Source organism: Gloeobacter violaceus PCC 7421 (assembly GCF_000011385.1).
Lineage (GTDB): Bacteria > Cyanobacteriota > Cyanobacteriia > Gloeobacterales > Gloeobacteraceae > Gloeobacter > Gloeobacter violaceus.
On the sequence record NC_005125.1, the window covers coordinates 752,025 to 774,838 of the forward strand.

The window sequence follows — 22,814 nt, forward strand, 5'->3', positions numbered from 1 at the left end:
GGATGCTCTCTATGGTCCGGTTGCTCTTTTGTTCGATGCTTGCTTTGTCGCTTGCGGGTCCTTTGGCGCCGCCGCTCTTGGCCCAGGAGCCGAAGGCGGCTTCCAACCCCGAATTGAAGGCTTATCAAGTCAAAGTGCGCGACCGGGTGTTGGAGTACTGGCAGCCGCCCGATATCGACAGCGACACCCGTCTGCAAGTGCTCGTGCGGGTCGACCGCGACGGCAAGGTGAGCAAACGCGAGGTCAAGACCCTGGGAGATGCTCCTCCTTCCAAGGCGGCCGAAGAAGCGGTGCTCGACGCCATCGGCCGCGCCCAGCCGTTCCCGACGGTACCGCCGAACGTGGCGCCCTTCTATGTCGAGGTGCGCTTCAACCTCAAAGTGGCCGCCAAGACCCTGCCCACCCCCAGGTGCTACCCGGTGGCGACGTTCATCGATCTGCCCGCCGAGCAGCAACCCGCCGTCAAATCGGCCATCACCAACCTCACCGGGTTACTGCGCGACAGTGTCGGCGAGAAAGAAATTTTTAGCATCGTAGACGATCGCGCCAAGGCGGACTTGCTGATCGAAGCGTCGAGCGATCCAACGATGGCGCGCAACGACAAGACCAGCTTCATCGGCAGCTACACCGTCAACGAAGCCCTCACCACCGGCACCGCGCGTCTCGGCCTAAAAATAGAGCGGGCGCAGATCTCAGTTCTGAGCAACTCAGCCTCAATGCGATGCAGCTGTTGGGCCGCAGTCTGGGCCTACCCAGCGCGGGAGGCACTGCCGATTCGATCATGTCGGAGGCGCGGCTGGCGCCGCGGCTGACCCCGGAGCAACTGCGCATCGCCTCCGACACGGTCAAGGGAGCAGGTTGCACCCCCCAGACTGCCCAGCGCGGCTTCCAGATAAAAACCGCCGACGCGGGAACCAAGTAATACCCCATGGACTCCGGGGCGCTCTGGCAGGATCTGGGCTGGCAGCCGGATACGCTCCAAGCCCGCAGCTTCGAGCGGCTCTACGCACTGGTGCTCGCGGGCAACACCCGGCTCAACCTCACCCGCATCACAGGGCGCGAGGAATTCTGGGAGAAGCACCTGTTCGACTCCCTGCGCGGGCTCGCCGCATTTCAAGATCAAAAAGAACCGAGCCTCATCGACATCGGCACCGGCGCCGGCTTTCCAGGGCTGCCTATCGCGATCGCCCACCCCGACTGGTACGTGGTGCTCGTCGATTCGGTGCGCAAAAAAATTGCCTTTGTGCTCTCAACCATCCAGGCTCTGGGACTCACCAACGCCCAGGCCCTCACCGGTCGGGCCGAGGATCTGGCCCATCGGCGCGAGCACCGCGAAAGTTACGATCTGGCGGTGCTCAGGGCCGTGGCCCAGGCCAACGTTTGTGCGGAGTACGCTCTGCCGTTTGTCAAGCTGGGCGGTGCGGCGGTGCTTTACCGGGGCAACTGGGAGGTGCAGGAGGAGGTGGAACTGGCCCGGGCCTGCCGGGCGCTGGGCGGGGAGATTGTCGAAGTGGACGCCTTCGAGCTGCCGGTGAGCCGGGCGGTGCGCCACTGCGTCGTGATTCGCAAAACCGGCCCGGGGCTCAGGGTATTCCCGCGCCCGGCGGGCTTGCCCACACAACATCCCCTCGGAGCCATCGAAGGGGCCCCGAGGGTCGAATCGGAGGAGCCGGAGGAGCCTTAGTACTTGCGCACCAGGCCGACGACTACCCCCAACACCTCCAGGCCGCTGGCCGGGTGGATGGGGGAGTAGCGGCTGTTGGCGGGCTCCAGCCAGGTCTGCTGGTTGCGGCGGCGCAAGGTTTTGAGGGTCATCTCGCCGTCGACCCGGGCGATGACCACATCGCCGTCGGCCGCCCGCCGGTTCTGGTTGACCACGACGATGTCGCCCTCGAAGATGCCCGCTTCTATCATCGAGTCGCCCTTGACCCGCAGCAAAAAAGTGCCGGTGCGCTCTTCGACCAGGTATTCGTCGAGGGACATGCGGCTGTTGAGCAAGTCCTCTTCGACGGTCACCGGCGAACCGGCAGGAACCCGGTTTTCGAGGAGTGGAATTCCCAACAGGTCGGGGTCGATGTAGTAGCGATTGCCCTGGGCCTTGAGATAACCCATCTGTTCGAGCAACTGCAACCAGCGGTAGACCGTGGTGCGGTGCTGGTCAAGCTCTTGGGCGAGGGTGCGAATTGGGGGCAGCGGCGTCGAGCCGTAGGTTTCGATCAGTTGCTGCAGAAATTCTTTCTGGCGGAGCGTAATCATGGTTGTACGATGAACACCTGTCCACAGTTTGGCATTGTCCGGGCACAGGCGCAAGTGTTCACCCGAACTTCAGCTCTATACCCGTTCTTCGAGTCAGGATCGCCGCCTCGACAGACCGGTCAAACCCCTAAAATGGCCCTTGGCCTATTACACATCGGAGAGCCCAAGTGGAACGGACATTCATTGCCATCAAACCCGACGGTGTCCAGCGCGGTCTGGTGGGAGAAATTTTGCAGCGCTTCGAGCGGCGCGGTTTTAAACTGGTCGGCCTCAAATTGATGCAGGTGAGCGAAGCCTTGGCCCAAAAACACTACGCCGAACACAAAGAACGCCCCTTTTTTGGGGGGCTGGTGGCGTTTATCACGTCCTCGCCGGTGGTGGCGGTGGTGCTCGAAGGCAAAGGGGTGGTGGCGACGGCCCGGGCGATGATGGGTGTCACCAACCCGCTCAATTCTCCCCTGGGCACTATCCGGGGCGACTACGGCATCGACATCGGCCGCAATATCATCCATGGCTCCGACAGCCTCGAATCGGCCGAGCGCGAAATCGCCCTCTGGTTTGCCCCCGCAGAATTGCTCGAATGGCAGGCCACCCTCGGAAGCTGGGTCTACGAATAGCGCCTCTACGAGTCCTTGCCCGAGGGCAGGCTCTGGGGAGGATTGGGGGCGGTTTCTTTGGAGGCGCTCTGCTGTGGGGCCGGTTCGTCGCTCACGCCGCTTTTGAAGCCGCGGATCGCCTTGCCCAGAGCGCTCCCCATCTCCGGCAGCTTCTTGGGGCCAAAAATCAACAGGGCAATCACGCCAATCACCAGAATTTCCGGCAGACCGAGACCAAAAGGCATAAAACACTCTTTGATTCGACGCCCTTATTCTGGCATGTCCCCCCGACGTCGCGATCCATCGCCAGGTTGTACAAAGGTCCACAATGCGCTACAATATGGACAAGTGAACACAGCGTGATCCTATGGAACGCGAAATTGCCAGTCTTGCTTTGGTCGAACCGTTGATCGACAAGGTGCAGATCAAGGCCCAGGCCCTCAGCAGCGACCAGAGCCGGGCGATGGCCGTGGCTTACCTCGAAGCGCGCGATGTCGCCCAGCGCCTCGACGATGTGTGCGGTCCGCAAAGCTGGTCGGATACTTATCAGTTGTTGCAGGCGGGGCCGTCGGAGTGGGTGGTGGAGTGCCGCCTGAGCGTCCACCCGCCGGGCGAGGGCGCCCGCCCGGTGACCAAGTGCGACGTGGGCCTGGGCGAAGATGCCAAGGCCGCCTACTCCGACGCCTTCAAGCGGGCGGCGGTCAAATTCGGCCTCGGCCGATTTCTCTACACCCTGCCCAAAGTCTGGGGCGATTACGACAGCGCCAAGCGCCGCTTCAGCGAGCCCGCGGCGGTGCGTGCCCAGATGCTTGCCGCTTTTAGCGGTCGGCCGGAAGGGGGGGCTTCTCCCAGTACCGTCGCCAAAGAATCCCCCCACCTGAGCGAGAAGCAACTCCACTGGCTCAGCGAGGATCTGCTGCGTCGTCCGGGCGTTGAGGCGTTGTTTGTCGAGCACTTCGAGAAGATCGAAAGCCTCTCCAAGGCAAAGCGCGCCCTGGGCTACTTGCTCAGCGAGACCAAAGGCGACCTGCGCCCGCGCTTCGAGCGGGTCGGCACCACCGAGGAGTGGCGCAAATACATCGACGCGGCCAAGCAGCTACCCATAGCACTACCGGTAGCCGCTACCGGCGTGTGAGATCTCGTACTTTTACGCCTTTATGAGGTCAATGCCATGTTCAAAAAACTGAGTCCCAACCTGTTTGTCGAGGACGTGGGCCGCGCGCTCGATTTTTACGAGACGGTGCTTGGCTTCAAGCGCCTGATGACGCTTCCCGAGCAGGCCCCCTTCGCCTGGGGGCTGGTGCAGGCAGGCGGCGTCGAGCTGATGTTCCAGTCCTTCGGGAGCCTGGAGGAAGACCCGCTGCCCATCGAAGGCCGACAGGCGGGCGGGACGCTCAACCTCTACATCGAAGTCGAAGATATCGATGCACTCTACGAGAAATTGCGCACGCAAGTCTCGGTTGTGCGCGAACCGAACACAACTTTTTACGGCATGCGCGAATTTTTGATGCTCGACCCCAACGGCTATCTGCTTACCTTCGCCCAGCCGGTCGAACCGGCTGGCGCCCCGGCCGGGGGGTAACCGTAAAGTTGCCCGCACTGGTGGCATTGCCCGCCGGGGTGGTGACCACGATCTTGCCGGTGGTCGCCCCCCGGGGTACGCGCACCTGGATCTGGGTGGCGGAGAGCACCGCAAAGGAGCGGGCGCCCGCTCCGCCAAAAGTCACGGCGCTCGCGCCGGTGAAGTTGGTGCCGGTGATCGTGACGAGCGTGCCCACTGGACCGGAGGTGGGGCTAAAGCCGGCGATGGTCGGTAGGGCCACCTCGGTGTTGATCAGCACCGAGACGTTGTCGGAGTCGCTGTTGGCGGTGAGCAACTCCAGGTCGCCGTCGCCGTCGAGATCCCCGGCAGTGATCGAGCGCGGCTCGCTACCGACGGCGAAGTTGACCGCCGGGCTCAGCACGGCGTTGCCGTTGTTGAGGAGCACCGAGACGGTTCCAGATTCCTGATTGGCCGTCGCCACGTCCAGGTCGCCGTCGCCGTCGAGATCGCCCGCGACAACCGCGCGCGGGTTGACATCGACCGTCACGGTCTGGCTGACGGCGAAGGTGCCGTTCCCGGCGTTCTTGAGTACGGAGAGGTTGGTGGCAAAGCGGTTGGCCACCGCCAGATCCAGGTCGCCGTCACCGTCGAGGTCGGCGGGAGTCAGGGCTCTGGCCCCCTCGCCGGTGGCGATCGTCTGGTTGAGGGTGAAGCTTGCCGCCCCATTGTTGAAAAGTACCGATACGTCGTTCGAGAAGCGGTTGGAGGTGGCTAGGTCCAGATCGCCGTCGCCGTCGAAATCCCCGCGGGTGAGGCCAAACGGGCCGTCTCCAACGCCAAATTCACTACCGACTGTGAAGTTGGCGCTGCCGTTGTTGGGCAAAATGGTGACGCTGTCGTCGAAGCGGTTGGCGATGGCGAGGTCCAGATCGCCGTCATCGTCAAAGTCGCCTGTCACCATAAAAAACGGATCCTCGCGCAAGCTCACGACCTGCGAAGCGGTAAAAATGGCGCTGCCGTTGTTTTTGAGGATCGTCAAGTCGTCGGAGAGGCGATTGGCCGCGGCGATATCCAGATCGCCGTCGCCGTCCAGATCGCCCACGGCGATGGTCTCCGGTGAATCGCCCACCGGCACGAAGCGGGCCGGGGCAAAAGTCGCGTCGCCGTTGTTGATGAGAATCGAGACGTCGTCGGAATCCTGGGTGGCTGCTACTACATCGAGATCGCCGTCGCCATCGAGATCGCCCGTCAAAGCGGTCCCCGGGTACAGCCCCACCGGAATGTTGCGGGCCGGGGCAAAATTCACCTGGGCGCGCAAAGCCGGGGCTTGGATCACCAGCGAAGCCGCGAGTCCCAGTCCCATCCACCAGAGGTTTCTCATAACGGTATCTCCAGGAAGCGAATAGCTATAGACAGTACAGGCAACGTTTTCGCTTACCGTGTATCATTCAACACACAAATCCGCTTGGCCGACGGTATACCCACACCACGTACCGCGGACGTTAAAGTTGCCGCAGTGCCGGACCCGTGCACTGGATCTGGATGTCAAAAAGCGGACATCGATTGGGTGTTTGCCGAGCACCGGCCCGCTATCCCGGACTGCATAGCGGTCGGCGGCGGGTGCTATCTTGAAGGCAAGCCGTTCAAGCGACCCGCGATGCCCAGAAATCAGCGCAACGACAACTTTATCGACAAGAGCTTTACGGTCATGGCCGACATGATCTTGCAGATGATGCCGGTCAAGCGTCAGGCCAAAGAGGCGTTCGCCTACTACCGCGACGGGATGGCGGCCCAGGCCGACGGCGACTATGCCGAGGCGCTCGAATATTACAACGAAGCGCTCAAGCTCGAAGAGGACGCCTACGACCGCTCGTTTATTCACTACAACATCGGGCTCATCCACGCCGCCAACGGTGCCCACGACGTGGCACTGGACTACTACGACAAGGCCCTCGAAGAAAACCCGCGCCTGCCGCAGGCCCTCAACAACATTGCGGTCATCCACCATTTTCGCGGCGCCAAGGTCGAAGAAGAGGGGCAGCCCGAGCAGGCGGAGGAGCACTACGCCAAAGCCGCCGCCGCCTGGATCCGCGCGGTGCGCCTCGCTCCCGACAACTACATCGAAGCGCAGAACTGGCTGAAGACCACCGGCCGCTTCGAGCTGCTCTACTAGACGGATCTGCGCGGTGCTCGACCCCAAACTGTTGCGCGACGATCCCGCCAAGCTCATCGAACGGCTCAACACCCGCGGCGGCGACTTTACCGAAGTGATTGAACAACTGGTGGCCCTGGATTCCCAGCGGCGGGCCAGCCAGACCGCATTCAACCGCGCCCAGGCCGAGGGCAACCAGATTGGCAAGCAGGTGGGCGAACGGCTGCGCCGGGGTACTGCCGTCGGCGACCCCGAGGTGCTCGCCCTCAAGCAGCGGGGAATCGATCTCAAAGCCACCCTCGCCCTACTGCAGGATCAAGAGCGCGAGCTTGCCGAGCGCTTCGCGGCACTGTTGCCGACTTTGCCCAACGTGCCCCGCCCCGAGGTACCGATCGGCAAAGACGAAAACGACAACCGCGAGATGCGCTTCTGGGGCACCCCCCCTATCTTCGATTTTGAGCCGGCGGCCCACTGGGATCTGGGCGAACGGTTGGGACTGATGAATTTCGCGCGGGCAACCCTGGTGGCCCAGGCCCGCTTTGTGACCCTGATGGGCGACGGGGCGCTGCTGGAGCGCGCTTTGATCGCTTTTATGCTCGATCGCCACCGCGCCCACGGCTATATCGAAATTCTGCCTCCATACCTGGTCAACACCGCTTCGATGACTGGGACCGGACAGTTGCCCAAATTTGCCGAGGACAGCTTCCGCTGCCGGGACGACGATCTGTGGCTGATTCCAACGGCGGAGGTGCCGGTCACCAACCTCTACCGAGACGAAATCCTGACAGACATGCAGTTGCCCATTCACCACTGCGCCTTTACCCCCTGCTTCCGGCGCGAGGCGGGCAGCTACGGCCGCGACACCCGGGGACTTATTCGCCTGCATCAGTTTCACAAAGTCGAACTGGTCAAATTCTGCCGCCCGGAGCATTCGCCCACCGAGCACGAAAAACTGGTGGCCGACGCCGAGGATGTGCTGCAGCAACTGGAACTGCCCTACCGGGTCATCGAGCTGTGTACCGGGGATCTGGGCTTTGGCGCCGCCCGTTGCTTCGATCTGGAGGTGTGGCTACCCAGCCAGAACCGCTACCGCGAAATTTCCTCCTGCTCGAACTTCGAAGATTTTCAGGCCCGCCGCGCCAATCTGCGCTTCAAAGCGCCCGACAAAAAAGGCACCGAGTTCGTCCACACCCTCAACGGCTCGGGATTGGCCGTCGGGCGTACCTTCGCCGCCATTCTCGAAAATTACCAGAACCGCGACGGCACAGTGCGCGTGCCCGAAGCCCTGAAACCTTACGTGCGCAGGGACGTGCTCAGCCGGTAAGCCAAGGAACGACTGCCCGCTCACCCCGGCTGTCGCCGCACTCTAGAATCCAGCCCCTCCTGATCGATACAATCGTCGGTATTGTCCGGGAGTGCTGTCTTGTCAATGCCGGTGCTGGTCTTCGACTTGATGGATACGGTGATTGTCGATCCGTTCTACCGGGAGGTGCCGGTTTATCTGGGCACCAGCCTCGACGAGCTCATTCAAGTCAAACACCCCACCAGCTGGCTCGAGTTCGAGACGGGGCTGACCGACGAAATGAGCTTTCTGGCGCGCTTCTACCGGGAGGACACGGGCTTGAAGTTATTCTCTCCGGAAGAATTTAAGCAAATATTTTTCTCTGCCTACCGGTTTGTGGACGGCATCGAAACGTTGTTGGCCACTCTCAAAGCGAACGACCAAAAGCTCTGGGTGCTCTCCAATTACAGCAACTGGGTTTTGCAGGCGCGCGAACTGCTGCAACTGGACCGCTTCTTCGAGGGCTACTGCGTCTCCTGCGACACAGGCCACCGCAAACCCAGTCCGGGGGCGTACCGGGCTTTGATGGCAAGTACCGGTGCTGCGCAGCATCTGCTCATCGACGACCGGCCCGCCAACGTCGAGGGTGCCCTCCAGGCGGGCATGGACGCCATCTTGTTCACCGACACTGACGCTCTGCGCCGCCAGTTGCACTCCCGCGGCATCCTGGGGGGATAAATCACTGCTTGACGGTGTGCTTCTCCGGCCGGCACCCGCATTGCAGGGTAAGCTGAGGAGTCGATAGACAGTCTCTTCCCCGCTGCCGTCTCCAGATCCAACGTCTGTTCCGCTCGTGTTCTAGATAGCATGGCTGTCGGTTTTTCCCTGCGTGTATTGGTTGTTGCGGCGAACGGGCCGCTGGTCCACGCTCTCGAAAAAACGCTCCTGTCGGGAGGCTACGACCTGGCCCTGCGGTGGGCCGCCGGAACTGCGTCGCTGCACCAGGCGCTCATGTCCGAGCGGCCTGAGATGATCCTGGCGGCGGACGGGCCGGGGGAAATCGATGCGTTGTTGCTCCTGCGCTCGCTCACGGTCCACAACTGCTGCGAACTGCCCCTGGTCTGGATTGGCGATGCTCCTTCGACGCCGGAGGGCGGCTATCTCAACGGGGCGGATCTGCACCTGCTGGTACTCACGGTGGAGCGGGCATTGCACCAGGCTCAGCAGCGGCGCGAAACCGGGGTGGCCCGCGCTGCGCTTCGGCGCAGCGAGCAACGATTGGATCTGTTTTTTTCCCAGTCTCTGGATGGCTTCTTTTTTATGATGCTCGACCGGCCGGTGCGCTGGGACGCCACCGTCGATAAGGAGCGCACGCTCGATTATGTCTTTGCCCACCAGCGGCTCACCCGGGTCAACGACGCGCTGCTTGCTCAGTACCGCGCCAGCGGCGAGCAACTTCTCGGGCGGACACCCGCGGATCTGTTTGCCCACGACCTGGAGCTTGGCCGACGCCTCTGGCGGGAATTTTTCGACCGGGGCAAGTTGCACGTCGAGACCGACGAGCGCCGCTTCGACGGTTCGCCGATGTGGGTAGAGGGCGATTATAGCTGCCTGTACGACGAGCAGGGGCGCATCACCGGTCACTTTGGCATCCAGCGCGATGTGACGGTGCGCAAATTGGCGCAAGAAGCTCTCAGAACCAGCGAAGCGGCTTTGCAGGAGCAGTTGCAGCGCACGCTGCTGTTGCAGCGCATCTGCGAACAGATTCGCTCCAGCCTCGAGAGCCGTCAGATTTTTCAGGCCACGGTCGATCAGGTGGGTCAGGCGTTGGGGGTCAACTGCGTGCGCATACTGGTCTATTCGCCCACCCCCAAGCCCGAGTTGCACTTTGCCGCGGAGTATCTGGAAGCGGGATACCCACCGGTGCACCACGGCAGCGTGCCGGTGGCGGGCGACCCCCACGCCCAGCGGGTACTCGAGTGCGATCGGGCGGTCTGCTCGCCCGATGTCTACGCCGATCCGCAATTGGCCCCGGTCCACGAGCTGTGCCGCAGCGTCGGCCTCAAGTCGCTGTTGGCGGTGCGCACGTCCTACCAGGGCAAACCGAACGGGGTGATCACCGTCCAACAGCGCGACCGCTTTCGCCGCTGGACCCCGGAGGAGATTGCTCTGCTGGAGGCCGTGGCCGCCCAGGTGGGTATCGCCCTCAACCAGGCGAAGCTTCTGGAGCAAGAAAAAGCCCAGAGTTTGCTGCTTGCCGAGCAAAACGCCGCCCTGGCGCGGGCACGACAGGCGGCGGAGGCCGCAAGCCGCACCAAGAACGAATTTCTGGCCACGATGAGTCACGAAATCCGCACGCCCATGAACGGCGTGATCGGGCTTGCGGATGTGTTGCTCGCGGACGGGGGGCTCACCCACCGGCAGCGCGACTCCATCGAGACCATCCGTGCCAGCGGCGAGACGCTGCTGACGATCATCAACGACATTCTCGATTTTTCGAAGGCCGAATCGGGGTGCATCGAACTGGAGACCAAGCGCTTCGATCTGCACGCTTTGCTTGCCGGCTGCGTCGATTTGCTGAGGCCCGAGGCCACGCAAAAACACCTGCAGCTCTGCTGCACCCTCCATGGGCAGGTGCCGCAGGCGGTGGTCGGCGACGCGGCCCGGCTGCGGCAGATTCTGGTGAACTTGATCGGCAATGCCGTCAAATTCACCACCAGCGGTGCGGTGTCGGTGAACGTGACAGCCGCTCGACCGGCCGCAGAGCCGCCCCAAAAGTGGGAGTTGCACTTTGCCGTCCGCGACACCGGCATCGGCATCCCGGCTGAGCGGATGGACCGTCTTTTCAAACCCTTCAGCCAGGTGGACGCCTCGACCACCCGCCGCTACGGCGGTACCGGTCTGGGACTGGCGATCTGCAAGCGCCTTGCGGAGCTGATGGACGGGCGCATCTGGGTGGAGAGCGAACCCGGCCGGGGTTCGACTTTCTCCTTTACGATCGTGGCGGCGGCGGCAACGGATGCCCCGGCACCTGCCCCACCGGTGGAAGCCTCCTGGTCAAAGCCGCTGCCTCTGCGCATCTTGCTGGCCGAGGACAACCCCCTGAACCAGAAAGTGGCCCTGCAGCTGCTGCGGCGGCTGGGCTATCGGGCGAATGTCGCCACCGACGGCGAGGAAGTGCTGCGCGCCCTGCGCCGCCAGCGCTACGATCTGGTGCTGATGGATGTGCAGATGCCCATGATCGACGGGCTGGAAGCTACCCGGCGCATCGCAAGCGAGTTCGCCGCCGCCGAGCGGCCCCGGATCATCGCCCTGACGGCCGGGGCGACCCTGCAGGACGAGCAGGCCTGCCTGCGCGCCGGCATGGACGGCTTTATCAGCAAACCGATTCGCATCGGCGAACTGCGCCGTGCCCTCGAACGCTGGGGAACCGGCTGATCGCCTGTGGCTTCTCGGCACAGGCAAGTACGCATTTTGACTGCGATCCATTTGAGAACTAACCTGAGGGGTAGGCCAACAGGCCAGTCGGGAGGGAGCGGCGATGGAACAGTTCGATTTTGACGTGGTAATCGTAGGCGGTGGTCCGGCCGGTTGTACGTGTGCGCTGTACACTGCCCGCTCCGAACTCAAGACGGTCATTCTGGACAAGAACCCGGCGGCCGGCGCCCTTGCCATCACCCACAAGATTGCCAATTACCCCGGGGTGCCCGGGGAGATGAGCGGCGATCACCTGCTTGAAGTGATGCGCGATCAGGCCGTCGAATTCGGAACTGTTTACCGGCGCGCCCAGGTCTACGGCCTCGACCTCAGCGAACCGGTCAAAAAAGTCTATACCCCAGAAGGGATCTTCACCGGTCGTGCCCTGGTGCTCGCCACCGGGGCGATGGGCCGCATCGCGTCGATTCCCGGCGAGGCGGAGTACCTGGGGCGGGGGGTGAGCTACTGCGCCACCTGCGACGGGGCCTTTTACCGCAACCGCGAGGTGGTGGTGGTCGGCCTCAACCCCGAGGCCGTCGAAGAGGCCCAGGTGCTCACCAAATTTGCTTCGACGGTGCACTGGATCACCCCCAAAGACCCCCACACTCTGGACGGCCACGCCGACGAGCTGCTGGCCCACCCGTCGGTCAAGCTCTGGGAGAAGACGCGCCTGATTCGCATCAAGGGCGAGGAGGCGGGGGTGACCGCCGTCGAGGTGCGCCATCCGGGCGAATCCGATAGCCAGGAGTTGCTGGCGGAAGGGGTGTTTGTCTACCTGCAAGGCTCGAAGCCGATCACCGACTTCGTGGCGGGCCAGGTCGAAATGAAACCCGACGGCGGCGTCTGGGTAGATGAAATGATGCAGACTTCGGTACCCGGCGTCTGGGGCATCGGCGACATTCGCAACACGCCCTTTAAGCAGGCGGTGGTGGCGGCGGGGGACGGCTGCATCGCGGCGATGGCCATCGACCGCTTCCTCAATAGCCGCAAGGCGATCAAGCCCGACTGGGCGCACTAACCAGCTCAGGCAAAGCGCACCCCGGCGGCTTCGACGACGGCACCTATACGCAATACCTGTTCGCCCTGCTTGGCCAGATAGGCTTGAAGCGCATCCGCCTGTTCTGTCGGACAGGCAAGGACAAGGCCCAATCCGAGATTGAAAGTCTGATCCATGTCCTGTCGGCCGACACCGCCGGTGCGCTCAAGCCAGGTAAAAACGGGCGGCACCGGCCAGCTGTTTCGCTCCAGGCAGGCACCGAGCCCGCCCAGGGCGCGCGGAACGTTCTCGATGAGCCCGCCCCCGGTGATGTGGGCAATTCCCCGAATGTCAAAACCGGCTTCCAGGGCGGCGCGCACCGGTTTAACGTAAATGCGGGTGGGGGTGAGCAGCACTTCACCCAATGATGCTGGGAAATCCTCGGGTCTGTGGTGCCAGTCCAGTCCCGCCAGCTCGACGATTCGCCGCACCAGGCTGAAACCGTTGCTGTGCACGCCGCTGCTAGAGAGTCCCAACAACGCATCTCCCACCTGCACGCGATTGCCGTCGATGATTTGGCTTCTCTCGACGATCCCGACGCAGAATCCGGCCACGTCGTACTCGCCCGCCGCGTAAAATCCGGGCATCTCCGCCGTCTCACCGCCCAACAGCGTGCAGCCGGCCTCCAGGCAGCCCGCTGCGATCCCTTCGACCACCCCGGCAAGCTGTGCCGGAGAAAGTTTGCCCGTAGCCAGGTAATCGAGAAAAAACAGCGGCTCCGCCCCCTGGGCGAGCACGTCGTTGACGCACATCGCCACACAGTCGATGCCGATCGTGTCGTGGCGATCGAGGGCGAAGGCGAGTTTGAGCTTGGTGCCCACCCCGTCGGTGCCCGCCACCAACACCGGCTCGCGGTAGCCCGCGGGTAGAGCGAAAAGTCCCCCGAAGCCGCCCAACCCACCCAGTTGCTCCGGCCTACGGGTGCGCTCCACCGCTCCCCGGATGCGGGCGACAAATTCGTACCCCGCCTCGACATCCACCCCCGCCGATTTGTAATCCATGGGTTTCCTGGACCTCTTAGGTAATCCCCATTCTGAAGCAAGCTTCAGCGCTACGAATAGTTACCCAGATACCGCACGAACTTCAAAATTGGATAGACCGCATTGTACAGGCGCAGATCGGCGGTCACAAACTCCGCTTCCAACTGTTCTGCCAGAGCCAGGTAGAGCGCATCGTACACTGTCCGCTGAAAAATGGCAGCCAGTTGATAGGCTCTTGGCAACAAGTTCTGCGCCTCCACCAGAGGCAGCTCAAGCACCAGCAGATCGCAGACAATCTGTGCTCCTTCTTCATAGGTCACAAATGCGTTGCGTTGCTTCTTCCAGATGACGTTGCCGACTTCAGTCAGCAGGAGTGTCGGTGCGATCAGTTCTACATCCGAGCTTTCCCAGGCCCGGCGAATGGCCAGAGCCTGCTCGGTCAGAACCTCCGGGAAAAACCACTTCACCACGGTGCTGCTGTCGACGACCAGCCACATCAGCGCTCTCGATCTTCAGCGATATCTTCAGTGGAATCAGGCAACAAGCCAACGCGGGCGAAAATCGCTTCGCGCTGACGATCGATTTGTTCCAGCACACCGGCGGCTGGTCGACGATGCCGGCGGGTGGCTTGCTCCAGCAACACCAGGATTTGTTGGTTGATCGAGCGGCGCTCGCGACCGGCCATCTGTTTGATCTGCTCGTAGACATCGTCGGGTATGTCGCGCAGGCTGATGTTGACCATCGGGACCAATCCAAAGGCATTTCACTGCAATAGTACTATCAATACACCAAAACGCTACCGCAGGCCATCGGGGCGTCCGCGTGCAAGCAGTTGAGCGCGCTGCTTTTCGCCCCATTTGTCAGGGGAACAACACACTGCGGTGGAGAGATCCTCGATACAAAGCGATCCCCTGTCGGCGAATTTGACAGAGCTTGAATTTGTGAAATGGATCAACCATTTTCCAGTAAAGTGTCACTCAAGCCCTTACCTCGCAGTCGAAGGTCCATGCCGCCATCGCATCCCCCGAAAAGGCAAGACGTTCTGAGCGTATTTTCAACTTTTTTAGACATTTCTCCGGAAACCGCCGCTTTGTGGGTGCCGGACCACCGGTTGCGCCGCAGTGCCCAAATACTGCTGGCCGAGGACTTGACGAAGCGCGCGGGTGCCGACGGCCTCGCGCGCGCTTTGCTTTCCCAGTGGCAGCGGCAGCCTTGCCCGGGACTGACGCGCCTGCATCTAATCGCCTACCTGCAAGAATCGTGCTACTGGGCGGCCTGGAAAGTCTGCGAAAGTCGGCCGGCAACCCGCTCGCAGCTGACGGATTTGTTTCAGGCGGGAATTGTCAAAGTCGATGTCATCCTCACCAAGTTCAACGTCGAACTGGGCTTTGGGCTCGACAGCTACGCATTCAACAGTTTCAAAAACACGATCCGTCACGAATTGAACCGGCGCGAGTTGAGTTCGGCCAACTGCAGCAGCGATTGGTCACTTTTGCGCCACACCGGACGCGAGTCGCTCGGCACCGCCCTGCGCCACGCCAACCACCCGGATGCGGAAATTGATCGCTACGTGCTGGCCTGGCTGAGTTACCAGCGCCTGTATGTTCCTGCCGATGCGTCGCGCACCCGCCGCCTGAGCGGCCCGGACGCCGCCACCTGGGATTTGATTGCCCAGGATTTTAACCGCCAACGCCCGCTGCACCTGCCGCCGTCGAGCCCGGCTGCCGAAGCGGCCGATATCGCCCGATGGATGCGCCTGTGTGCCGAGGCGCTGCGCGCCTACCGTCCGCGCTTTGTGTCCATCGACGCTCCTCGGACGGATCTGGAGGGAACCGCCGAGCCGCTCGCCATTCCCACCGAATCGGCCTTCGACGCGGTGCAGCGCCAGGAGGAGCGCGAGTATGCAGAAGCGATCAACCGGGTGCTGTGCCTTGCCCTCGACGGGCTCGACCCTCCCAAGCGTCGCCTGCTCGACCTTTACCATGGGGAGGAGCTGGGCCAGAAGCAAATCGCCCAGCAAATCGGCAAAGATCAAGGAACAGTGTCCAGACAACTCACGCGCTGCCGGGGGGAGTTGGTGGTCGCCCTTGCAAAATGGAGTCAGGAAAAATTGAATATTTCCCTCACCTGTGAGGTATTAAAAAGATTAGAAGCGGTAGTGGACGAGTGGTTGTGCGAGCACTACGGTCAAACCCGCTGCTGGCAACAGGAGAGTGCCTCCGAATGACCCAAGAAAACAGCCCTCTGCTGTTCGACGATCCGACTGCCCTGTGTCTGGAAATTTCCGAAGCGGACCAGGAGCGGGCCTGGCGCGAGTGCGCCAATGTTACCCATCCGGTTTCCCACTGGCGGGCATTTCGCAATCGCCTGGCCCTCGCGGTACTGCTGCCCTGGATCCGCGAGGATATCGATCCCCACGCGGCGGTCTGGCCCGCGCCCATGGCCCTGTCGGCCTTCTGGGATCTCGTCGGCGGTACGGCCTTGACAGCGAACGGCAAGCGTTGGGTGATCTGTCTCGACGAGGCCGACGGGACTGCTCCTGTGCACATCCCTCAGGAATGGCTCGACATCCCGGCCTGGGCGGCAGACTATTACCTGCTGGTCCATTTCGACCTCGCAGGCCAGTGGCTGCGGGTATCGGGTTGGACGACCCACCGGCAAATCAAAACCCTGGGCCGCTTCGACCCGCGCGATCGCACCTATTACCTGGACGAAACGTTCATTCAGACTGGGCTCGGTGGCCTCTGGGCAATCACTACCGGAGAACTCCTCCTTACAGAACCTACTCGCGCTTCTCAGTCCGAGTTGCCTGGACTGACTGTACCCCAAGCCCGCGCACTCATCGAACGGCTGGGTAACCCTGAAATTTCCGAACCTCGCCTGGAAGTCCCCTTTGAGCAGTGGGCCGCCCTGGTTTCCTACGACGGCTGGTGCCAGGAACTCTACGCCCGCCGCCAGGGCCTACCGCCTCAATGGTCGGTTCTAGAGTGGATTAAAAACGGCGTATCAGAATTGGCGCGCGAAGCTGGTTGGTCGGTCTCAAACCCCATTGGCGCCGAAGCTAGGAGTGCTGGATCTAATCTGGTGTTTTTCACTCGCGTCCTCTCGATCGCAGACAAGACCTGCGAACTATGTATTGAGCAGATTACCCCTGGCGTCTGGCGCTTCTGCCTGCGCACTACACTCTGGAACAGCCGCTTGCCGGCTGGCACGACGTTGCGGCTTTTGACTGAGAATCTGCAGAGCTTTGAAAATAACGAAGTACATGCACATACCGCAGTTGAAGAACTAGCGATAGACTTGACACTCGAAGAAGGAGAAGGAATTGTCTGGGAAATTGAAACAGCTCCCAAACATTTCCAACGGGAGATTCTACAGTTTTAGGGCTCTCTGCGCCGGCATCCCGGAAAGAAAGCGCCTTGCCATACTTAGCAAAATCACTGCCCTCTGGGTCAAAAAATCGACATTCTCTCCTGGGCTGCATAAAGTGCCTGCCAGCAGGTATTTAGTTACAGATCCTCCGGTCAACACCGTGCTGGATTGTAAACACTAGTGTTTAAAGGAGAGTCGAAATGACACGGTTTACCTTTAGTACTGCTGACAATTCCGTTGGCTCTTTACCCGAATGGAAAATCACAAAAATATATACTCCAATTGGCAAGCAAGCTCCGGTCTTTAATGCGGAGGGCTTCAATGAAGACTTTGTTCCCAAGAATGACTGCACAGGTTCAAATGGAAATAGCAACTGCCACCCTGCTGAAATTCATCAATCAATTGAAATCGATAAAACGGTTTGTTTTACTCGTCAGGGCTTTATTAAGTTGACGAGATTTCCCGAACACCCATCTTTTATTATTAAGGTTGGTCCGGGAGCAGTAGTGTGCTTTGGGCGCCCCACAGATTACCCGAATCCCACTTTAATCATTGCTAAAGAAATAAATACATCTGAGCGTTTGTGCTATCTTGTGGAGGAAGGAGGAAATTTCGACCTCTCAAAAATTGAAACTTATTGTTCGCGAGAAATTCCAATCGATGATCTACTTAATTTTGTTGAAGATATAGTTTCTAAAAGATTAGTTGTGCCAGAGATTGAGAGATTGCACGATAATTTAATATTGAAGGAACCTATCAATACTTTTTACTCAGCGTTGAAAGCTGTATTCCCTGCTGCCGCTAAGCGTCCGGACTGCTCGGACATACACGGCAATAAGGTTTACATCGAAGAGAGCTCCGCAATCGGTGTTACCGGAAGTTCCGACCCTCTTTCTCAAATACCCCCACCCTTTGAGTGTTGGTCACTCTTAGGATTCGCCTCCATTGTAACCTATTTTAAAAAGGAACCTATTCCCCGCGGCATTGCTGTGATCCCACAAGGATATGGTCAGACAGTTATGCCTAGAGACCGTCTTCGGTATGGATGTCTTTCCTCTGGCATAAGGAGAATCGATGAAGATGTGAAAAAGAGGATTATGGAGTTTGAGCATCTGAATTAATGCGATGAATAGATACTGAGCAGAGATCTTGAATGAAGCTTTGAGCTGTAATATTGCTGCGAAGATAGCTTTGCAATTGCTTACAACTTTCATTCAGTAGCCAGTTCGCCTCAGTTCGCCAGGCTTGCCACAGAAAGACACTACCATCCGCAGCGCCGGATAGAAGGATTTTGCTGTCCGGGCTGAAGCGAACGGCTCCGACACTATCTTTGTGTCCGTAAAGCACAGCCACAGATTCACCTACCGGACCCCAAAGTCGAACGGTTCCATCAGCGCCGGCGGAAGCAACAGTTTTGCCATCTGCGCTGAAATCGATACTTGTGACACGGTTACTGTGGGCATTAATAGTCTTGAGAAGCTGTCCTGCGATTGTCCAGTAACGAAGTGTACCGTCGCGGCTGGCGCTCACCAATACCTGGTTGTCAGGACTGAAAGTAAGGTCGGTGATCAGATCAGGGTGCCCACGCAAAGTGCGGAGCAGTGTACCCGTCTGGCTCCAGATGCGAATTGTTCTATCCACTCCACCGGCCGTTGCCAGAAATAGTCCTCGCGGGCCGAACCGCACTACAGCTAACTCAGCGTGACCAGTAGAAATTTTTTTAAATAATTTACCTTTGTGGCCCCATAACCAAACCAAGCCGTCAGGTCCTCCAGCGGCAATTAGGTTTCCATTGGGGCTAAAGCTCAGGCTAGTAACAGCTGCCCCTTGCTTGTCGAATTGGCTTAAATAGGATCCGTGCCGAGTCCATAAACGTACAGCACGATCATTGCCTCCTGAGGCGATGATCGTGCCGTCAGGGCTGTAGGCCAGTGCAAAGATAGTTGCAGGAGGAATGACTCTATTCTCAAGTCTGCCCTGGCGATCCCATAGATCCAGAGTGCCGTCTCCCCCCGCCGTTGCAAACGCCTGACTATCAGGGCTGAAACCTACACAGCTCACCCATTGCCCATGGCCCCGGAAAGCGGTAAGGGGTGGACCATACAGTCTCCAAAGCAGCAGTGTCTTGTCGTCACTGGCGGAGGCTAGGATTCTACCATCCGCGCTAAAGTCCAAGCTGTTGACCCGGCCTGTATGTCCGTGCAGACTGGAGAGCAAAACTCCCTCCCGACTCCAGAGACGAACGGTCTTGTCGACACTACCGGAAGCGAGGATGGATCCATCGGGACTAAAGCGAACACTTAGAAAAGGAGTGGTGTTGTCCGAAAGAGTGTGCAGTAGCTGCCCATGAACATTCCATAAGCGCAAGGTTTTATCCTGGCCTGCGGAAGCAAGGCGTTGGCCATCTGGGCTGAAAGCGACGCTCCAAATACCGTCTTTATGCTCTTTCAGGATACTTATCAGGTTACCTTGAATGCCCCACATGCGGACCGTTCCGTCCCAACTTGCGGATGCCAATGTTTGGCCGTCCGGGCTAAAATCGACACTCATCACTTCATCCTGATGTCCCATAAGTGTTCTGAGAATCTTCCCGTTACGATTCCATAGACGAACGGTTTTATCTTGAGAAGCCGAAGCGAGCAGTTTACTGTCGGGACTGAAGCGTAGACTCCAAATAGTTGCATTGTGTCCTCGAATGACTGTGCGTAACTCGCCTTTAGATGTCCATAAATAAATGCTTCCCCGATCATCTGCTGAAGCCATAAACTCTCCATCTGGGCTGAAGCAAATGCTTGTGATGTTGTTCGCATGGCCCTTCAAAATTTTGATTGGCATTCCGTCAAGCTGCCACAATCGGATAGTTCTATCCCAACTTGCAGATGCCATCAGCTTTCTGCTGGAGCTGAAGCTGACCTGACTGATAAAGTCACTATGCCCTTCCAAACGATTTATTTGACGGTTGCTATACACGGATTGCTGCAGGGCAATACGAGTTTTCTCTCGAAGCTGCAGAGAACTAGTCCAAGTTTGCTGCACCAAGCTTTGCGCTCTCATGAGCTCAACGAGTGCCTCCAGGTGCTGGTGATTTGCAAACCGCAACTGAGCAGAGTTTATTAATGCATCAATTTCGCGCTCTTGTGACTTCAACGATTGCCAGTAGGCTGTGATCCCGAAACCCATGGCGACGACGGCAAGCAGGGCCAAAACACCTGCAAGGCGACGCAGTTGGTGGGTGCGCTTGCGCTCGAGTTGCAGTTGTTGAGCTCGAAGTTGCAGACTAATTTCAATAAAGGCCGTTTCCTTTGGGGAGAGCATGTCCTCATCGCGCAAAAATAGTTGCTCAGCTTCAGTTAGATCACTGCCGCGCAGCAAGTAATCGGTTTCACGATTTTTACTCTGCCAGTGGTCTGCGGCTTGTTCAATCTGTCGCTGGGTGCGCAGGCGGGAACGGTTGTCGGCCAGCCACTCGCGCAGCCTTCCCCAACTGCGGATGAGCACTTCATGAGCCACTTCTACCGTCGCTGTCGAGGAACCGGACTCCTCTTCTTCGGCCGCATCGACCACCAACAATTTGGCTTTGAGAAAGGCGTTCAACACCCTCTCCACCAGTTTGGAAGAATAGCGGCGGCTGATTAGACGATTGCGGGGCAGGTGGCGGCGGCTGTCCTCGGTGCCCTCCCCCAATTGCACGAGATTCAACATTAACCAGCGGGCGCACTCGCGTGCATCCAGTTCTTTGAGCGATTCGTAAACTTCATCGGCTTTGCGTTCAAGTGCTCCTCTTAGCCCGCCGATATCCCCCTCGTAAGCCCGGCGGGTGAGTAACGGCCCGGAGCGCTGTTTCCACAACTGCTCTAATACAAACTCCAACAGGGGCAGCTCCCCTGCGGAGTGGTTCAGTTCGTCGAGTAGTATCTCCACTAGTTCCGCTTCCACCTGTAAACCAACTTTGGATGCGGGCTCCAGGATGACGGCGCGATAGTCCTCGCGGCTGAGGCGTGGAGGGACCAGCACGCTCGAACGCTGTAGGGCGGCGGCCAGGATTGGATACTCCAGGCAGGGGGTAATGCTGTCGGCCCGAAGCGTAATGACCAGCTTGAAGCGGTCCGGGGCGTAACGGAGCGCCCCTTCCAACAGTTCGACAAAACGGTCGCGCTCCTCGGCGGCAGCCAGGGTAAACAATTCCTCGAACTGATCGACCACCAGCAGGACGATGGGTTCTGGGCGCTCGCGCAGTCGGCGCACAAAGTCTTCCACCCCCAGCGCCATCTCGTCTTCCTCTGCGGTCCGGCCTTCGAACAGAAGCCGGGCCAGGGCGGCGAAAGGATAGCTGCCCGGAAGCAGAGTCTTGATCCACCAGCCCTCGCTACCAAGCACCTGTTTTCCCTGGCGCAACTGGGCCACCAGCCCGGCCTGGACCAATGAGGACTTGCCGCTGCCGGAAGCGCCGATCACCGCCACAAAAGGCTGGGAACGTACCGCCGCCACCAGTTTGCCGACTAGCGCGTCCCGGCCGCAAAAAAAGGCACTGTCGGCCTCTTGAAAGGGGCGCAGGCCCTTGTAGGGCGAAACGCCCAGATCGACTGTGGCGGCGGTGGGGCTCTGTCCGGCTGTACCGGGTAAGACTTCGATCACCCCCTGGCTGCCGGCAAGCCACAGGTGCAGCCGGATGCCTCCAGGGGCAAGCTCGCGATCGATAAGCTTGATCCACTCGGTGACAGCAAGGCCCGAGCGCGCATCGCCGCTCGACTCAAGCGTGTGTACCAGGACTCGGGTGAAGCGATCCGGATCGGACAGGGGGGCGGCGGCGGCGATGAGACACTGGCTTTGGTCGCCTTCGAGCCGCAGTTCGCCTACCCAATCGTCGAGATCGCAAGCCCCCGGACAATCGAGCACCACGATCTGACGGCTTGCCGCTGCCCGGCGCAGTTCCAACCGCAGCGCGGAGCGGCTGAGGCGGACTCCTTCGCGCAAGACCAGCCACGATTCGCCGTCGGCGGAAGCTTCGATGCGCCCGTGCAGATAAATCAGCACCGTCTGGAGTGGAGGCACCGAGGCGTCGTAGGCCAGGGCACGGGACAACGCTTCGCGTAGCGAAAGTCCCTGGTGCGCCGGTGACCAGTACTGCGTCTGGTCGCGGTAGCCCGAGGCGCCGAGCAGCAACCGCCCAAAAGCAAGCACCGCCTCGCTGCCGACGGAGCCGTCCACCACCAACGCCCGGCCCACCGGCCCACCTGGAGCTGGGCCGGGAATGCTGCCGATGAGCAGTTCCCCGACGACATTGACGATTTTTTGAGGAGTCTGCAGGCGGTACTCAGGCAGCGGAGCGCCGCCGCGGCGCTGCTGGCTGATCAGCCGCTGCTGCTGGTTGAGGCGGTCTACATAGCGCAGCGTCCGGTGGTAGACGTAGCGGTAGAGAGCGTCCGCCTCGATGCGGCCCTGGGCGTCCGCCGCCGCACCTTCGAGTCCCTTGAGCAAAAAGTGGGTGAATACCCCGTGGCCCAACTCCGGGAAAGCCCAGGAGACCTGCTGACGATCACACGAGAGTAAAGCGTAAAAGCAGCGGCTGCGCGCAGCGCGCTGACGCAGCGCCTCGACCAGCGGGCCGGTCGGATCGGCGCTTTGTGCCTCGGTGACTCCCAGGTCAATCCCGCCGCTGTGGCAGGCGTCGAGCCAGACCAGCTGCCGCTCCGCCCGGCAGCGCTCAAAGCCAGCCATCAATTCCGCAAACCTTAGCCCGGTGCCTTCGAGATCCGCAAGGCGCGTGTTGGCCAGACAAAGCACCGCCTGTCCACGGTGCAGCAGACCGTGGCCCGAGAAGTAGAACAGTACTGTGTCCTCGGCCCCGGCCGCATCGACGATCTGCCGGAGGCTGGCGCGCACCCGCTCAAGGCTTGCCCCGGCGTCGGTGCCGTCGTGGTGGACGAACAGCATCGGGGAGATCGTTTCACAGCAGACGGCCTGCAAAGCCCCGGCGAGCGCTTCGCAGTCAGCCACGCAGTAACGCAAATCCGCCAGGCCAGGGTCGAGGTAACCGTCGACCCCAACCAGCAACATCCAGAAGCGCGACGCTTCACCATTGGGCGAGACACGCAGGGCAAGGGGGGACATGCCTCAATT

At 60.3% G+C, this 22,814-nt stretch carries 21 protein-coding genes; 14 read left to right on the plus strand and 7 right to left on the minus strand.

Annotation, left to right across the window (positions count from 1 at the left end):
- Positions 1-2: 2 nt before the first annotated feature.
- The 3 genes from GLL_RS03680 to rsmG are packed head-to-tail and all read left to right on the plus strand — an operon-like array spanning position 3 to position 1,684.
- Entirely contained in the window at positions 3-812 is an 810-nt protein-coding gene (locus GLL_RS03680) for an energy transducer TonB (protein WP_164928583.1), read from the plus strand.
- Positions 782-922, plus strand: a complete 141-nt coding sequence (locus GLL_RS03685; protein WP_164928584.1) for a hypothetical protein — start codon at positions 782-784, stop codon at positions 920-922. Before GLL_RS03680 ends, GLL_RS03685 begins: the two co-directional genes overlap by 31 nt.
- Before the next feature lie 6 nt (positions 923-928).
- A complete protein-coding gene (rsmG, locus tag GLL_RS03690) occupies positions 929-1,684 on the plus strand; it encodes a 16S rRNA (guanine(527)-N(7))-methyltransferase RsmG (RefSeq protein WP_011140710.1) in 756 nt (251 codons plus the stop codon).
- Here rsmG and lexA read toward each other — a convergent pair.
- Positions 1,681-2,256, minus strand: coding sequence for a transcriptional repressor LexA (lexA, locus tag GLL_RS03695; protein ID WP_011140711.1), 576 nt, complete (start codon positions 2,254-2,256; stop codon positions 1,681-1,683). The genes rsmG and lexA overlap by 4 nt on opposite strands.
- 167 nt (positions 2,257-2,423) lie before the next feature.
- Between lexA and ndk the strand changes: the two genes are divergently transcribed.
- Complete coding sequence (gene ndk, locus GLL_RS03700; RefSeq protein ID WP_011140712.1) at positions 2,424-2,873, plus strand: nucleoside-diphosphate kinase; 450 nt, start codon at positions 2,424-2,426, stop codon at positions 2,871-2,873.
- Positions 2,874-2,878: 5 nt separating this feature from the next.
- Here ndk and tatA read toward each other — a convergent pair whose 3' ends face one another.
- Complete coding sequence (gene tatA, locus GLL_RS03705; protein ID WP_011140713.1) at positions 2,879-3,097, minus strand: twin-arginine translocase TatA/TatE family subunit; 219 nt, start codon at positions 3,095-3,097, stop codon at positions 2,879-2,881.
- A 122-nt stretch (positions 3,098-3,219) separates the two neighbouring features.
- Here tatA and GLL_RS03710 point away from each other — a divergent pair, with 122 nt between their 5' ends.
- Positions 3,220-3,987: a Rad52/Rad22 family DNA repair protein gene (locus GLL_RS03710; protein ID WP_011140714.1), complete on the plus strand. Its 768-nt coding sequence runs from the start codon at positions 3,220-3,222 to the stop codon at positions 3,985-3,987.
- Positions 3,988-4,023: 36 nt separating this feature from the next.
- Positions 4,024-4,434 (plus strand): bleomycin resistance protein, encoded by a 411-nt coding sequence (locus GLL_RS03715; protein ID WP_011140715.1) that lies wholly within the window; start codon positions 4,024-4,026, stop codon positions 4,432-4,434.
- On the opposite strand, the gene GLL_RS03720 is transcribed toward GLL_RS03715, so the two are convergent.
- Positions 4,385-5,776: an FG-GAP-like repeat-containing protein gene (locus tag GLL_RS03720; protein ID WP_011140716.1), complete on the minus strand. Its 1,392-nt coding sequence runs from the start codon at positions 5,774-5,776 to the stop codon at positions 4,385-4,387. The two genes, GLL_RS03715 and GLL_RS03720, sit on opposite strands and share 50 nt — an antisense overlap.
- Before the next feature lie 276 nt (positions 5,777-6,052).
- On the opposite strand from GLL_RS03720, the gene GLL_RS03725 reads away from it, so the two are divergent.
- The 5 genes from GLL_RS03725 to GLL_RS03745 all read left to right on the plus strand — a co-directional run bounded on the left by GLL_RS03725 (position 6,053) and on the right by GLL_RS03745 (position 12,324).
- Entirely contained in the window at positions 6,053-6,568 is a 516-nt protein-coding gene (locus tag GLL_RS03725) for a photosystem I assembly protein Ycf3 (protein ID WP_011140717.1), read from the plus strand.
- A gap of 13 nt (positions 6,569-6,581) precedes the next feature.
- Positions 6,582-7,871, plus strand: a complete 1,290-nt coding sequence (gene serS / locus GLL_RS03730) for a serine--tRNA ligase (protein WP_011140718.1) — start codon at positions 6,582-6,584, stop codon at positions 7,869-7,871.
- Between the two features lie 105 nt (positions 7,872-7,976).
- A complete protein-coding gene (locus GLL_RS03735; RefSeq protein WP_011140719.1) occupies positions 7,977-8,567 on the plus strand; it encodes an HAD-IA family hydrolase in 591 nt (196 codons plus the stop codon).
- Between the two features lie 156 nt (positions 8,568-8,723).
- Positions 8,724-11,267 (plus strand): ATP-binding protein, encoded by a 2,544-nt coding sequence (locus tag GLL_RS03740; RefSeq protein WP_164928586.1) that lies wholly within the window; start codon positions 8,724-8,726, stop codon positions 11,265-11,267.
- Between the two features lie 103 nt (positions 11,268-11,370).
- Positions 11,371-12,324: an NAD(P)/FAD-dependent oxidoreductase gene (locus GLL_RS03745; RefSeq protein ID WP_011140721.1), complete on the plus strand. Its 954-nt coding sequence runs from the start codon at positions 11,371-11,373 to the stop codon at positions 12,322-12,324.
- A gap of 5 nt (positions 12,325-12,329) precedes the next feature.
- Here the strand turns inward: GLL_RS03745 and purM are convergent, their stop codons facing one another.
- The 3 genes from purM to GLL_RS03760 are packed head-to-tail and all read right to left on the minus strand — an operon-like array spanning position 12,330 to position 14,064.
- Positions 12,330-13,343 carry a phosphoribosylformylglycinamidine cyclo-ligase gene (purM, locus tag GLL_RS03750; protein WP_011140722.1) on the minus strand — a complete coding sequence of 338 codons (1,014 nt, stop codon included), beginning with the start codon at positions 13,341-13,343 and terminating at the stop codon, positions 12,330-12,332.
- A gap of 50 nt (positions 13,344-13,393) precedes the next feature.
- A complete protein-coding gene (locus GLL_RS03755) occupies positions 13,394-13,819 on the minus strand; it encodes a type II toxin-antitoxin system VapC family toxin (RefSeq protein WP_011140723.1) in 426 nt (141 codons plus the stop codon).
- Entirely contained in the window at positions 13,819-14,064 is a 246-nt protein-coding gene (locus tag GLL_RS03760) for a FitA-like ribbon-helix-helix domain-containing protein (protein WP_011140724.1), read from the minus strand. The genes GLL_RS03755 and GLL_RS03760 overlap by 1 nt, the downstream gene beginning before the upstream one ends.
- Before the next feature lie 354 nt (positions 14,065-14,418).
- On the opposite strand from GLL_RS03760, the gene GLL_RS03765 reads away from it, so the two are divergent.
- From GLL_RS03765 to GLL_RS03775, 3 genes are all read left to right on the plus strand, one after another.
- Complete coding sequence (locus GLL_RS03765; RefSeq protein ID WP_164928587.1) at positions 14,419-15,549, plus strand: sigma-70 family RNA polymerase sigma factor; 1,131 nt, start codon at positions 14,419-14,421, stop codon at positions 15,547-15,549.
- Positions 15,546-16,706, plus strand: a complete 1,161-nt coding sequence (locus GLL_RS03770; RefSeq protein WP_011140726.1) for a DUF1822 family protein — start codon at positions 15,546-15,548, stop codon at positions 16,704-16,706. The genes GLL_RS03765 and GLL_RS03770 overlap by 4 nt, the downstream gene beginning before the upstream one ends.
- A 188-nt stretch (positions 16,707-16,894) precedes the next feature.
- A complete protein-coding gene (locus GLL_RS03775) occupies positions 16,895-17,815 on the plus strand; it encodes a hypothetical protein (protein WP_164928588.1) in 921 nt (306 codons plus the stop codon).
- Here the strand turns inward: GLL_RS03775 and GLL_RS03780 are convergent.
- Positions 17,790-22,805: a caspase family protein gene (locus GLL_RS03780; protein ID WP_011140727.1), complete on the minus strand. Its 5,016-nt coding sequence runs from the start codon at positions 22,803-22,805 to the stop codon at positions 17,790-17,792. The two genes, GLL_RS03775 and GLL_RS03780, sit on opposite strands and share 26 nt — an antisense overlap.
- Positions 22,806-22,814: the final 9 nt, after the last annotated feature.

What these genes read in the sequence shown, in the direction of transcription:
- lexA (WP_011140711.1), bottom strand. Translation starts at nt 2,256, where the DNA reads ATGATTACGCTCCGCCAGAAAGAATTTCTGCAGCAACTGATCGAAACC.
- GLL_RS03755 (WP_011140723.1), bottom strand. Translation starts at nt 13,819, where the DNA reads ATGTGGCTGGTCGTCGACAGCAGCACCGTGGTGAAGTGGTTTTTCCCG.
- GLL_RS03770 (WP_011140726.1), top strand. Translation starts at nt 15,546, where the DNA reads ATGACCCAAGAAAACAGCCCTCTGCTGTTCGACGATCCGACTGCCCTG.
- GLL_RS03760 (WP_011140724.1), bottom strand. Translation starts at nt 14,064, where the DNA reads ATGGTCAACATCAGCCTGCGCGACATACCCGACGATGTCTACGAGCAG.
- rsmG (WP_011140710.1), top strand. Translation starts at nt 929, where the DNA reads ATGGACTCCGGGGCGCTCTGGCAGGATCTGGGCTGGCAGCCGGATACG.
- GLL_RS03680 (WP_164928583.1), top strand. Translation starts at nt 3, where the DNA reads ATGCTCTCTATGGTCCGGTTGCTCTTTTGTTCGATGCTTGCTTTGTCG.
- GLL_RS03685 (WP_164928584.1), top strand. Translation starts at nt 782, where the DNA reads ATGTCGGAGGCGCGGCTGGCGCCGCGGCTGACCCCGGAGCAACTGCGC.
- GLL_RS03725 (WP_011140717.1), top strand. Translation starts at nt 6,053, where the DNA reads ATGCCCAGAAATCAGCGCAACGACAACTTTATCGACAAGAGCTTTACG.
- GLL_RS03745 (WP_011140721.1), top strand. Translation starts at nt 11,371, where the DNA reads ATGGAACAGTTCGATTTTGACGTGGTAATCGTAGGCGGTGGTCCGGCC.
- GLL_RS03710 (WP_011140714.1), top strand. Translation starts at nt 3,220, where the DNA reads ATGGAACGCGAAATTGCCAGTCTTGCTTTGGTCGAACCGTTGATCGAC.
- tatA (WP_011140713.1), bottom strand. Translation starts at nt 3,097, where the DNA reads ATGCCTTTTGGTCTCGGTCTGCCGGAAATTCTGGTGATTGGCGTGATT.
- GLL_RS03775 (WP_164928588.1), top strand. Translation starts at nt 16,895, where the DNA reads ATGACACGGTTTACCTTTAGTACTGCTGACAATTCCGTTGGCTCTTTA.
- GLL_RS03735 (WP_011140719.1), top strand. Translation starts at nt 7,977, where the DNA reads ATGCCGGTGCTGGTCTTCGACTTGATGGATACGGTGATTGTCGATCCG.
- GLL_RS03780 (WP_011140727.1), bottom strand. Translation starts at nt 22,805, where the DNA reads ATGTCCCCCCTTGCCCTGCGTGTCTCGCCCAATGGTGAAGCGTCGCGC.
- GLL_RS03720 (WP_011140716.1), bottom strand. Translation starts at nt 5,776, where the DNA reads ATGAGAAACCTCTGGTGGATGGGACTGGGACTCGCGGCTTCGCTGGTG.
- GLL_RS03715 (WP_011140715.1), top strand. Translation starts at nt 4,024, where the DNA reads ATGTTCAAAAAACTGAGTCCCAACCTGTTTGTCGAGGACGTGGGCCGC.
- purM (WP_011140722.1), bottom strand. Translation starts at nt 13,343, where the DNA reads ATGGATTACAAATCGGCGGGGGTGGATGTCGAGGCGGGGTACGAATTT.